The sequence below is a fragment of the Aquabacterium sp. genome, from assembly GCF_049274795.1.
GTDB lineage: Bacteria > Pseudomonadota > Gammaproteobacteria > Burkholderiales > Burkholderiaceae_C > Aquabacterium.
This window is the reverse complement of sequence record NZ_JBASTH010000044.1, coordinates 1-11,457: the sequence shown is the minus strand read 5'-3', so window position 1 is coordinate 11,457 and position 11,457 is coordinate 1. Positions and strand designations below refer to the sequence as shown.

Below are 11,457 nucleotides of genomic sequence, written 5' to 3'. Positions count from 1 at the left end.
CTGGCTCGCCACAAGCCGACCATCGAGCAACTGCTCGATGAACTGGTGTGAACACCATGCCCACCCGTCAAGGCGCTGAAGGCGACAGTCAGCGCTTTTCCATCAAAGGGCGGGTGGTGGATGCAAGTGCGCCAGACATGCAGGATCTGCTGGCTCACGTGTACGAGACCCCCGAACGTCCCCGATGTCTGTGTGTTCCTGGTGGTGTGGAGATGTACGTGGCGCGGCACCGTCAGTTCGTTGTCAAGCGCATGCCGGAAACCGGGTGTCGGCATCACCCATCGTGCCCATCCTTTGAGCCAGAGTGGCAACAGTCAGGCCTGGGCGAGTTGGTGGGCGAGGCTGTTCTGGAGATGGTTCCTGGCCAGATTCAACTGCGTGTGGACTTCCCATGGGTGCGCACGGTGGGGCGTAGCTTGGTTCGAGGTGAAACGCATGACGTGAACGAGGTGGAAGCGCCCAGGCGACGAATGAGCCTGCATGCCCTGATGCACTTCCTGTTCGAGCGAGCAGGCTTCAACCGATGGAGCCCGGCCATGGAGGGCAAGCGCAATCAAGGTGTCCTGCACAAATACCTGATGAATGCGGCCGAGGACGTGATGGTCAAGGGTGCTGGGTTGAGCGAGCGTTTGTACGTGCCCGAGCCCTTCAGCGAAGCCAGCAAATTCGAGGTAGCTCAGCGCCGTCGCAACAAGCTGGCGGTCTTGCATCCGCATGAAGGGCAAAGCCCTCTGGCGGTGGTCATCGGAGAGTTCAAGGTCAGCGAGGTAACGGCCCTGGGTCGGCGTGTTTGGATCAAGCACATGCCCGATGCCCCCCTGCTGGTGGGCACCAAGACCTGGGAGCGCATTGAGCGGGTCTTCGCGCCATTGTTTGAAGCCCGTGACGCTGACAGCGGATACAAGGTCCGTTTGGTGCTGGTGGCACTGATACGCGCTCGCCGTGAGCACACCTATGAAATTGATGCGGCCAGTTTGATGTTGACCAGCGAGCACTGGATCCCTGTGGAGGGCGTGCACGAGTTGCCGCTGGTGCATGCGCTTGTCTCTCAGGGCCGACGCTTTGTCAAACCACTGCGTTACGACGCCAGGAGCGCCGTTGCATTTCCCAATGCTTTGTTGCTGGATGCCGGTTGTCTGCCGGTGCCTTTGCATGTCATCAGCGCATTCATGCCCCCGAAGGATCGGGCGGAAAAAGATCGCGTGGTGCGAACGTCCGGTGTTTCATCCTGGCTCTGGTGGAGTGCCGAAGAGATGCCTGCGTTGCCAGAGGCAATGACGTCCAAGAGTCATTGAGCGAACCTCGGGCATATGGGCTCCGATGACCACCGTCTTGAGTCCTTCCAAGGCTGAGATAAACATTGGTCAGATGATTGGCAGGTGTCGATCACCGGCGTTTGCCGTGGCTTGCTGAGACATGTTGTCGAGCTGTCGGCTGCTCAAGAGCCTCCCCCTGGCCAAGCCCACTCAAGATGCCGCAATGCGCCACGTCTTTTGCCTGAGCACATTGCCCCCGCAGGGCCACCAGTTGTTTTTTCAAGGCGGTCAACTCTCGAATCCGTTGGGCCACGTGTTCGATGTGCTCATCCAGCACGTTGTTCACGGCCTCACAACTTTCGTTGGGGGCTGCCTGGAGCGCCAGAAGAGCCCGAATCTCATCCAGGGCCATGTCCAGTGATCGACAGTGGCGAATAAAGGCCAGACGCTCGACGTGGGGCCCTTCATAGATCCGGTAGTTGCTGGTGGTGCGCGAAGGCTTTGGAAGCAGGCCCTCGCGCTCGTAGAAGCGAATCGTTTCCACAGGGGTGCCAGACTGGGCTGACAAGTCACCTATTTTCATGGCGGGTTCCTGTTGGCATGCAGATATGGTCATTTTATCGCTTGACTCTGTATCTACTACAGGGTTTCAAATGCGGTCATGGTCACGCCACGTACTACATCGCCCGAAACCACCAGCTCCTCAGCCTGCGCAAATCACAGTTGCGGATGCACGGGGGCATCCACTGCGGCGGTGATCTCGCCCAAACCCCTGGACGCTGGGTGGGCCATGTTCCACATCTCCTCCATGGACTGTTCCTCAGAGGAGGCGGAAATCCGCCGCGCTGTGGATGCCATCCCCGGCATCAGGGCACTGAGGTTTCAACTGAGCGCTCGGACGCTGGGCATCCAGGCCACGGAGCAGGCGTTGCGCCAGGCTCTGCAAGCCATTCGCTAAGCAGGGTTTGACCTTCAACATACATGCAGGCTATTCGCGCCGGCTTCAGCGGTTGCTGCTTGATGCGGCTTTGAACTCCGTGTATTCATCTTCATATGCTTTCAGGGCCAACTGAAAGCGGATGGCGTTGTCGGCAAACTGTCCGCGCTCAATGTCCATGTCCACGCTGTTGTTGTCCAGCGCATTCTGGGTTGGCACTCGGTAGGAAAGCGCCACCGTGCTGGTGAATGGACTGCCGGGCAGTCCCGGCAGGTGCGCACTGGCGGTTTTGAGAAGGTCGCTGGGCGGGGTATCGCCCGACTTCTGGCGAGATACGGCCCTTTGCAGACTGGCACGAAAGTCAAGATCGACGGCCTGGTAGTTCGGTGTATCGACGTTGGCGATGTTGGAGGCCAATACCTCCTGTCGCTTGGCCCGCAGCAGGATCGCGTGCTCTTTGAAATCGTCTTCCTCCTGATCACCAGAAGGGTTCGATGGCGGAACGACGGGCGGCGTCAATCGAGGCGTCGATGTCAACGGTGCGGCTGGCACAGGCACGTGCTGAGGACTCAGGATGGGTTTCAGCATGTCGTGTTCCTTTTGGAGGTTGCCTGCTTGAACGACGGTGGCCTTGTCACGCTCTCAATATCCCAGCGCAGTGCGTTCGGTGACCAAGTTGTCGAGACGTTGTTGCGCTTGTGCGGCGGCGAGCAGCAGGGCGCGCTGACGTTGAGCGTACTGATGAGAAAAGCGCCGACCTTGGCGGTCGCCTTCTCTCACTTCACGCCCAGCTAGCTGTTTCGAGCGAAGGTTCTGGAGCTCGTCATAGGCATCGCCAATCTGGTTGTCCAGCTGCTTGAGCCGAACGGCCCGGGCCGCTGCGTCGCGCAACAATTGCGCTCGCGTCATGGCGAGCGCACGTTGGGCTGCCTCGGCCTCCTGTGGGTTGGGTGGGTGTCGCTCGACCGAGATGGCGCTTGAACGCTTGGCCTGAGGTTCTGGTTCATCCCCGTAGACCACCTGCCCATTGGGCAGAATTGATTTGTAGAGAATCCGCTCGTCGGCCATGGTTGTGAAGGTGCTGCCAAGAATAACGAGGGCCAGTGCGGTAGGGGCGAGGCGGCATTGATGGCCTTTCATGCTTGGGTCTCCATCTGAGGTGAGCACATGTGGGCAGCGCCGCGTCAGCGGCCTCCCTTGCTTCGCAGCGCCCGGCGCTTTTGCTGGCGCTCCTGCCGACGGATGCGTCGCTTTGCTCTGTCCCGCCACTCCAGGTAGAGCCCATAAGGAATCACGACGCACAGTGCCGCTCCGCCCAGGACCAGCACGTAGGGCATCACATGTTCTCTCACGGTCATGCTCGTTCCTTCCGGTTCAAGGCGGTGGCCTGGCGTTCGGATCCATGCCAGCCTCAGCACGATGAGCGCTGGCGTGCTTGTCTCCCAGGTCGCAGAATGGGCTGGCCTGATCGCAAGCCTGGGTCTCGCACTGCAGTGTCGAGTGGTGGATGTCTCGTTCGGCCAGCACGCGGTGCAATGCGGACAGGAGGCTGGCTGGCTCGGACATTGACGGGTCGTGAACAATGTGAGCGCTCAGGCTGGGTCGGTTGCTGGTCAAGGACCAGACGTGCAGATCGTGCACGTCCACGACACCCGGGACCGCTCTCAGCGCCAGATCGATCTCGCTCAGGTTCATGCCCTCTGGTATGCCTTCCAGCAAGATGTTGACGGTCGAGCGCAACAGCACCCATGTGCGTGGCAGCACCCACAGGCCGATCGCCACGGCGATCACCGAATCGATCCAGGTCCAGCCCGTGAACCGGATGACCAGTGCGCCAACGATCACCCCCAAGGATCCCAGCAGATCGCTCCACACCTCAAGGTACGCGCCTTTGACATTGAGGCTGGCATCCTTGCCGGCGTTCAGCAGCCTCATGCTCACCAAGTTGATGACCAACCCAAGTGTGGCGATCACCAGCATGGGGCCCGACTGAACATCCTGCGGCGTGCCAAAGCGCTGCCAAGCCTCGTAGAGGATGTACAGCGCGACGGCAAAGAGCATCAGGGCATTGAAGGCCGCCGCCAGGATCTCGAAGCGGTGATAGCCAAAGGTGAGCCGGGCATTGGCGGGGCGCCTGGCGATGCGGATGGCGGCCAGCGCTATGGCCAGCGCTGCCGCATCGGTGAACATGTGCGCCGCGTCCGAGATCAGCGCCAGGCTGCCCGTGATCACGCCACCTACCACCTCGGCCATCAGAAAGGTGAAGGTGAGCCCCAGCGCCCAACGCAGATTGCGCTCGTTGGTGCTGGAGGGCAGGGCGTGGTCATGGCCAGCGCTCATGCGATGCCTCCGCCAGGAGCGGGGCTCGCGGGTGGCATCAAGCCGATGGGGTCCTCTTCGGGCGGTTCATCTTCATCCTTGCGGTGCATCAGGCGGTAGAGCACCGGCAGCACCAGCAAGGTCAGCACCGTCGATGACAGGATGCCGCCGATCACCACAGTCGCCAGTGGCCGCTGCACCTCCGCACCCGTGCCGGTGGCCAAGGCCATGGGCACGAAGCCCAGCGAGGCCACCAGGGCCGTCATCAAGACAGGCCGCAAACGTGTCAGGGCGCCCTCATGGATGGCTTTGTCCAGACCCAGCCCATTGTCACGAAGGTTGCGGATGAAGGAAATCATCACCAACCCGTTGAGTACGGCGACTCCGGACAGGGCGATGAAACCGACCGCCGCAGAGATCGACAGCGGGATGTCCCTCAGCCACAAGGCGAGGATGCCGCCCGTGAGCGCGAAGGGGATGCCCGTGAAGACCAGCAAGCCATCCTTGATGTTGCCGAACATGGCAAACAACAGCACGAAGACCAGCAGCAGCGAGACCGGCACCACGATCTGCAGGCGCTGAGTGGCCGATTGCAGGTTCTGGAACTGTCCGCCCCAGACGGTCCAGTAGCCCGTCGGAATCTTCACGGTCTGCAAAGATTTTTCGGCTTCGGCGACGAAGGTGCCCAGGTCGCGCCCTCGCACATTGGCGCTGATCACGATGCGGCGTTTGCCATTCTCCCGACTGACCTGGTTGGGACCAGGGGCCAAGTCGATGGCGGCCACTTCTGACAAGGGGATGAAGCGAGTGGCATCGCCCTCGGCACCCTTGAGGGCGATGGGCAGACGGCGAATCGCTTGCAGGTCTGTGCGCACGGTCTCGGGCAGTCGGACCACGATGTCAAAACGGCGGTCACCTTCGAACATGGTCCCGGCCTCCTGGCCGCCGATGGCCGTGGACAAGGTGTCCTGGATGTCGCCGACGTTCAGGCCATATCGTGTGGCCTTGTCACGGTCTATGTTGATGGTCAGCATCGGCAAGCCGGTGGTCTGCTCGACCTTGACCTCGGCCGCGCCCGGAATGGCCTGCAGCACCTTGGCGATCTGATTGGCCGTGCTGTTGAGCACGTCCATGTCGTCACCGAAGAGCTTGACCGCGACATCGCTTCGCACGCCCGAGATCAACTCGTTGAAGCGCAACTGGATGGGCTGGGAGAACTCGTAGTTCTGGCCCGGCAGCTTGGCCACTTCCGCCTGCACGGCGGCCAGCACTTCGTCGCGCGTCTTGCGGGGCTCGGGCCACTTGTCCAGCGGCTTGAGCATCACGTAGCCATCCGAGATGTTGGGCGGCATGGGGTCGGCAGCGATCTCGGCGGTGCCGGTGCGCGCAAAAACGCGCTCGATTTCCGGGAACTTGGCCTTCAGGTGGGCCTCCAGTTGGACCTGCATGGCCACCGATTGGGTCAGGCTGGTGCCGGGTATGCGAAGCGCCTGAATCGCGAAGTCGCCTTCGTTCAGGCTGGGCACGAACTCACTGCCCATGCGCGAGGCCACCACGCCGGACAACACGACGATCATCGCCGCTGCGGTCAGCACCACGGGTTTGGCACCCATGACGGTGTTCAGCAAGGGCTCGTACACGCGCTTGGCGCTGCGGATCACCACGTTCTCCGTCTCGGCCACTTTCTTGCCGATGAACAAGGCCACTGCGGCGGGGATGAAGGTGATCGACAGGATCATCGCACCCAGCAGCGCCGTCACCACGGTGAAGGCCATGGGATGGAACATCTTGCCTTCCACACCGGCCAGCGCAAAGATGGGCAGGTAGACGATCATGATGATCAGTTGCCCGAATAGCAACGGGCGCCGTGCTTCCTGCGATGCAGCGAAGACCTCGTGGAATCGTTCCTGCAAGGTGAGCGGCCGACCGTGGTGGGCTTGCGCATGTGCCAGGCGCCGCACGCAGTTCTCCACGATCACGACCGCGCCATCCACGATGATTCCGAAGTCCAGCGCGCCCAGGCTCATCAGGTTGGCGCTGACCTTCTGACTGACCATGCCACTGAAGGTGAACAACATCGACAGGGGGATCACCATGGCGGTGATCAAGGCGGCGCGCATGTTGCCCAGGAACATGAAGAGGATGGCGATGACGAGCACGGCGCCTTCCAATAGGTTCTTCTTGACCGTGGCAATCGCCTTGTCGACCAGGATGGTGCGGTCGTACACGGTCACCGCGTGAATCCCGGCGGGCAGCGTCTTGTTGATCTCGGCCATCTGCTTGTCGACTGCTTGAGAGACCTTGCGGCTGTTCTCGCCGATCAGCATGAACACGGTGCCCAGCACCACCTCGCGGCCGTTGTCGGTGGCCGCGCCGGTGCGCAGTTCCTTGCCGATGCTCACGTCGGCGATGTCACGGATGAGGATGGGCACGTCGTCGGCGTGCTTGACGATGATGCCGCCCACATCCTTCATGTCCCGAACCTGCCCGGGAGCCCGGATCAGGTACTGTTCGCCTTCGCGCTCGATGTAGCCTGCGCCCACGTTGCCGTTGTTGCGTTCCAGCGCATTGACCACGTCTACCAGGGTCAGGCCGTGCGCCATGAGTTTCTCGGGTCGTGGGGCGACCTGGTATTCCTTGGCATAGCCGCCGATGGAGTTGATCTCCGTCACGCCCTGCACATTGCGCAATTGCGGTTTGATGATCCAGTCCTGGATCTCGCGCAGATCAGTCGGCGTGTAGGCGCTGCCATCGGCCTTCTTGGCACCGTCCTTGGCTTCGACGGTCCACATGTAGATCTCACCCAGGCCGGTCGAGATCGGGCCCATGGCCGGGGTGACGCCCTGGGGCAGCCGCTCCTTGGCCTCCTGGATTCGCTCGTTCACCATCTGGCGCGCGAAGTACAGGTCGGTGCCATCCTTGAAGATCACGGTGATCTGCGACAAGCCGTAGCGCGACAGGGAGCGGGTTTGCTCAAGGCCCGGCAAGCCGGCCATCACGGTCTCCAGCGGGTAGGTGACGCGTTGCTCTGTTTCCAGCGGCGAGTAGCCGGGGGTCTGCGTGTTGATCTGGACCTGGACATTGGTGATGTCGGGCACGGCGTCGATGGGTAGCTTCTGGTAGCTGAAAATGCCCAATGCGGCCATGCCGAAGACGGCCAGCAGCACAAGCCAGCGCTGCTCGATGGCAAATCGGATGATGCGTTCAAACATGATGGGTGGTCCTTGGGCTCAATGCGAGTGCTCGGCCGAAGCCTTGCCGATTTCGGCCTTGATGACGAAGCTGTTCGTCGAGGCATAGCGCGCCCCGGCACTCAGGCCTTTGACAATCTCGGTGCGCACGCCATCACTGCGTCCCACTTCCACGGTTTTGGCCTCAAAGCCGCCAGGCACTTCGACGAAGACGACTTGACGGCCTTCCATCGCCTGCACTGCGCCAGCCGCCACGGTCACGGCCGCCGCGGTTTCGCCCGAGGTCACCGCCACATTGACGAACAGACCCGGGCGCCAGGCCAGGCCGGGATTGGTCAGCACGATCCGGGCACTGGCTGCACGCGTCTGCTCCCCGATCAGGGCGCCGACATAGGTCACCATGCCGGTGGCCACATCGTCGAATGAGGTTGAGCTCACGGTGACCTTCTCGCCGACCCGAACGAACTTGAGGTCCTTGGCTGGCACATTGATGTTGGCCCACACGGTGGACAGGTCGGACAGGGTGAACACGTTGGCGTCCTCCTTGACGGACTCGCCCAGCGCGATGTGCTTTTCCACGACGATGCCGTCAAACGGTGCCCGCAGTTCGTAGCGGTTCAAGTCGTTGGCCGTGGGCGCGGCGCCCAAGGCCTTGAGCTTCTGGCTGGCGTTGTTCACGGCGATCTCGGCTTCCCGCAGCGCTTGCACCGCCTGCTGGTAGTCCATCTGCGCGGAGATCTTGTCCTCAAAGAGTTTCTTCTCACGGGCATGCGTGGTTTGCGCCAGCGTCAGACGCTTTTGGGCCGCCTGCAACTCGCTGCGCTGCTCTGACAACAGCACGCTGGAAATGGTGGCCAGCACCTGGCCTTTCTTGACCTGTTGCCCCAGGCTGGCCGAGACGGCTTCGACCACGCCTGCCACACGAGGCACGACGTGGGCCGTGCGGTCCTCGTTGAACTTGATCTCCCCGGACAACTGCATCGTGGTGCGGATGCTGGCTGGGCCGACCGCCTCGACCTTGATGCCGCCCGCTGCGATCTGCTGAGCGTTCAACTGGACCGGCTCTTCTTCACCCTCGACATGCTTGTCGGCCCCGGCGGGGCTGGATGCGCCTTTGCCCTCGCCCCCTTCGCCCTCCAGCGTGTCGTGTTCTGCGTGCGCGCCGGGTTTTTCGTGGTGTTCCTTGTCGTCGTGCCCCTTTGCCTCATCGTGACCGGCATCGGCTTTCTTCTCATCGTGGTGCTCGCCATCATCGTGGCCTTTGGCTTCGTCATGCCCGTGACCATGGCCTTCCTCGGCGGCTTCGCCCGCTGGTGCGCTGGGAGCACTTTTGAGCAACCAGGCGCTGGCCCCCAACCCGATCAGGACGATGGCAATGATGGCGATGAGTTGGGGGCGGCTGATGCGCCCAGCCTGGCGTTGTGGTTTGGTGTGGTTCATGCAGTGCTTTCTCATGGCTTGGCCGTCGATGACTCGTCGGTGTTGGTGCCCAACAGGCGGTCGATGTCGGCGGTGGTGCGGTACAGCTCGTTCAATGCGCGCAGGTATTGGGCGCGGGCCTGGAACAAGGTGCGTTGGGCATCCAGCGCGTCCAGGAAACTGAACTTGCCCAACTCGAAGCCTGTGGTGGCGGCCTGCCAGGCGCTTTCTGCGCCGGGCAACACCTCTTCTTTCAGGGCCTGGACCTCGGCTTGCGCGGAGCGCTGGCGCTCGCTCAGTTGGGTCCATTCGGTCTCGACCCGGATCCGGGTGGCTTGCAGGTCGGCCTCGGCCTTGTCGTGCAGTCGCAGGGCCTGAAGGAGATTGCCTCGGTTGGTGTCCAGCACCGGAATTGGAATGGACAGGCCGATGACCGTCTGGTTGCGTCCGACTTGTTGATCACGCTTGGCCCCCAAGGTCAAGGTCACATCGGGAATGCGGCGTGCGCGTTCGAGCTCGACCATGGCTTGTCGTCGATCAACCTCCAGCCTGGCTTGGCGAAGCGCGGGTACATCCGTCAGCGACGTGTCTGGGCTGAGCAAGGCGGGCAGCGCATTGGACTGCCAAGCCAGCACCTGAGCCCGGGGCGCGGCGGGGCCGAGCAGGGCCGACAGGCGTTGGCGGGCGGATCGCAACTCGCCTTGAGCTTGGCGTAGCTCTACGCGCACGCCAGCATGAGCCACCTTGGCGCGTGTCTCATCGACGGGGGAGACCTTGCCGGCCTGGACGCGCTTGGATGCCGCATCCGCAGCACGGCCCGACAGTTCGGCAGAGGCCTGCGCCAATTGGACGCGCTCCTGGGCGATGACCGCACCGAAGAAGGCATCGGACACGTCGGCCCGGATTTGCGCACGGCGTCCTTCGACGTCCACGGCGGTTTGAGCCCGCCCAAGCTCGGCGACCGAGACCCGGGCTGACCGTTTACCGCCCAGCTCGATGGGCAGACTGAATTGGACCGTGGTGGTCCGGCTTTCCCGCCGGGTGTCCTCGATCAAGGCCTGAATCTCTGGGTTGGGTCGGGCGCCAGCCTGAATGACCGTGCCGTCGCTGGCCGCCAACTCTTGCTGGTTGGCCACGATCTGGGGGCTGAACTGCAGTGCGAGCCTGATGGCTTCAGCCAGCGTCAGCGGCTGAACTGTGGGGGCCGGCGCGGAGGCAGCGCTGAGCGGCACCTGGGCGGGCGATGCCTGCGCGACTTGCGAAAAGGACGTGGAAGGAAAGAGCGTGGCCGTGGTCAACGCTGCGAGCGTTGCCAATGGCGCCATGAGCCTGTGCATCGAATTCTCCGGGTTGTGGGAAACAACAAAGGGGGAATTCGGCGAGAAATGGCCGTGGTGTGGCCTGGCTATCTATGGATAGAAATGATGCTGAAGCAGCAGCCGTCTCGCCGAATTAAGCGGCGAGACGTATGTCAGGGCGTTCGAGCCCTTTGGGAATGTGCGAGGCATGGCCTCGTTGTGCGAGGCTCACCCACGTCTTGTGTGACTTCAACACGGGTTCGTGTGCTTCACAGACTGGTGGTGCGGCGCTGAAGTGACAGGTCGCGCAATCGTTATCGATGCCGGATTGCTTGGTACTGCCCTGGTCGTTCTTGCTTGAGCCGTTTTGGCCCTTGCCATCGATCGAGTCCTGGTGGGCATGCTGATGATGCCCAAGGTGGCTGGCTTGCGGGCTTGTTTCATGCTGGCAATAGCTGGCCACCGCTGCCCAGGACATCTGGAGCGGAAACCATATCAGCAAAAAAACACACAGCAGGCGGCGCATACGGAGATCAGTATAGATGGTTGACTGGGTCGGTGAACAGCTTTAAAGCGCCAGTTATCGGAGCCAATGGATGTGGGTATCAGCGTCAGCCTGTTTTTTGGCTCACATCAACCTTGAGCAAACGCAAACCGTTGGCCACCACCAGCAAGCTGGCACCCATGTCGGCAAACACCGCCATCCACATGGTGGCGCCGCCAAACACCGCCAGCACAAAAAAGATGGCCTTGATGCCCAGCGCCAGCGAGATGTTCTGCCAAAGGATGGCGTGCGTCAGCCTGGACAGGCGGATGGTCTCCGGGATGCGCCTGAGGTCATCGTTCATCACCACGACATCGGCCGCTTCCATGGCCGTGTCCGTGCCAGCACCACCCATGGCAAAACCAATGTTTGATTGCGCCAGCGCGGGGGCATCGTTGATGCCATCGCCCGTCATGGCGGTCAGGCCATGCAGTCTTTGCAGGTCTTTGATAGCGTCGAGCTTGTGCTCGGGCAAGAGGTTACCTCGGGCTTC

Annotated in this window: 11 protein-coding genes; 2 read left to right on the top strand and 9 right to left on the bottom strand. The window is 62.0% G+C overall.

The genetic code is table 11. The features are described 5' to 3' along the window. Nucleotides 1-56 precede the first annotated feature (56 nt). On the top strand, nucleotides 57-1,295 hold the full coding sequence (locus WAQ08_RS07435) for a DUF1173 family protein (protein ID WP_058088280.1): 1,239 nt from the start codon (nucleotides 57-59) through the stop codon (nucleotides 1,293-1,295). A 91-nt stretch (nucleotides 1,296-1,386) separates the two neighbouring features. Here the strand turns inward: WAQ08_RS07435 and cadR are convergent, their stop codons facing one another. After that, nucleotides 1,387-1,839 carry a Cd(II)/Pb(II)-responsive transcriptional regulator gene (cadR, locus tag WAQ08_RS07430; protein ID WP_422190506.1) on the bottom strand — a complete coding sequence of 151 codons (453 nt, stop codon included), beginning with the start codon at nucleotides 1,837-1,839 and terminating at the stop codon, nucleotides 1,387-1,389. A 225-nt stretch (nucleotides 1,840-2,064) separates the two neighbouring features. On the opposite strand from cadR, the gene WAQ08_RS07425 reads away from it, so the two are divergent. After that, nucleotides 2,065-2,214 carry a hypothetical protein gene (locus WAQ08_RS07425; protein WP_422190504.1) on the top strand — a complete coding sequence of 50 codons (150 nt, stop codon included), beginning with the start codon at nucleotides 2,065-2,067 and terminating at the stop codon, nucleotides 2,212-2,214. A 45-nt stretch (nucleotides 2,215-2,259) separates the two neighbouring features. Here WAQ08_RS07425 and flgB read toward each other — a convergent pair whose 3' ends face one another. From flgB to WAQ08_RS07385, 8 genes are all read right to left on the bottom strand, one after another. After that, nucleotides 2,260-2,781: a flagellar basal body rod protein FlgB gene (flgB, locus tag WAQ08_RS07420; RefSeq protein WP_338440263.1), complete on the bottom strand. Its 522-nt coding sequence runs from the start codon at nucleotides 2,779-2,781 to the stop codon at nucleotides 2,260-2,262. Nucleotides 2,782-2,835: 54 nt separating this feature from the next. After that, a complete protein-coding gene (locus WAQ08_RS07415) occupies nucleotides 2,836-3,333 on the bottom strand; it encodes a DUF4124 domain-containing protein (protein ID WP_338440262.1) in 498 nt (165 codons plus the stop codon). Between the two features lie 234 nt (nucleotides 3,334-3,567). Beyond that, nucleotides 3,568-4,533 (bottom strand): cation diffusion facilitator family transporter, encoded by a 966-nt coding sequence (locus WAQ08_RS07410; RefSeq protein WP_290732208.1) that lies wholly within the window; start codon nucleotides 4,531-4,533, stop codon nucleotides 3,568-3,570. Then, entirely contained in the window at nucleotides 4,530-7,724 is a 3,195-nt protein-coding gene (locus WAQ08_RS07405; RefSeq protein WP_338440261.1) for a CusA/CzcA family heavy metal efflux RND transporter, read from the bottom strand. The genes WAQ08_RS07410 and WAQ08_RS07405 overlap by 4 nt, the downstream gene beginning before the upstream one ends. 18 nt (nucleotides 7,725-7,742) lie before the next feature. After that, complete coding sequence (locus WAQ08_RS07400; protein WP_230181364.1) at nucleotides 7,743-9,143, bottom strand: efflux RND transporter periplasmic adaptor subunit; 1,401 nt, start codon at nucleotides 9,141-9,143, stop codon at nucleotides 7,743-7,745. A gap of 11 nt (nucleotides 9,144-9,154) precedes the next feature. Further along, nucleotides 9,155-10,447, bottom strand: coding sequence for a TolC family protein (locus tag WAQ08_RS07395; protein WP_422190500.1), 1,293 nt, complete (start codon nucleotides 10,445-10,447; stop codon nucleotides 9,155-9,157). A gap of 127 nt (nucleotides 10,448-10,574) precedes the next feature. Then, a complete protein-coding gene (locus WAQ08_RS07390; RefSeq protein WP_304795160.1) occupies nucleotides 10,575-10,946 on the bottom strand; it encodes a hypothetical protein in 372 nt (123 codons plus the stop codon). Nucleotides 10,947-11,031: 85 nt separating this feature from the next. Then, nucleotides 11,032-11,457: HAD-IC family P-type ATPase (locus WAQ08_RS07385; RefSeq protein ID WP_422190498.1), on the bottom strand; the 426-nt coding region annotated here is incomplete at its 5' end.

Excerpts from the sequence above, each read along its gene's own strand:
- WAQ08_RS07435 (WP_058088280.1), top strand. The coding sequence starts at position 57 with ATGCCCACCCGTCAAGGCGCTGAAGGCGACAGTCAGCGCTTTTCCATC.
- cadR (WP_422190506.1), bottom strand. The coding sequence starts at position 1,839 with ATGAAAATAGGTGACTTGTCAGCCCAGTCTGGCACCCCTGTGGAAACG.
- WAQ08_RS07425 (WP_422190504.1), top strand. The coding sequence starts at position 2,065 with ATGGACTGTTCCTCAGAGGAGGCGGAAATCCGCCGCGCTGTGGATGCC.
- flgB (WP_338440263.1), bottom strand. The coding sequence starts at position 2,781 with ATGCTGAAACCCATCCTGAGTCCTCAGCACGTGCCTGTGCCAGCCGCA.
- WAQ08_RS07415 (WP_338440262.1), bottom strand. The coding sequence starts at position 3,333 with ATGAAAGGCCATCAATGCCGCCTCGCCCCTACCGCACTGGCCCTCGTT.
- WAQ08_RS07410 (WP_290732208.1), bottom strand. The coding sequence starts at position 4,533 with ATGAGCGCTGGCCATGACCACGCCCTGCCCTCCAGCACCAACGAGCGC.
- WAQ08_RS07405 (WP_338440261.1), bottom strand. The coding sequence starts at position 7,724 with ATGTTTGAACGCATCATCCGATTTGCCATCGAGCAGCGCTGGCTTGTG.
- WAQ08_RS07400 (WP_230181364.1), bottom strand. The coding sequence starts at position 9,143 with ATGAACCACACCAAACCACAACGCCAGGCTGGGCGCATCAGCCGCCCC.
- WAQ08_RS07395 (WP_422190500.1), bottom strand. The coding sequence starts at position 10,447 with ATGGCGCCATTGGCAACGCTCGCAGCGTTGACCACGGCCACGCTCTTT.
- WAQ08_RS07390 (WP_304795160.1), bottom strand. The coding sequence starts at position 10,946 with ATGCGCCGCCTGCTGTGTGTTTTTTTGCTGATATGGTTTCCGCTCCAG.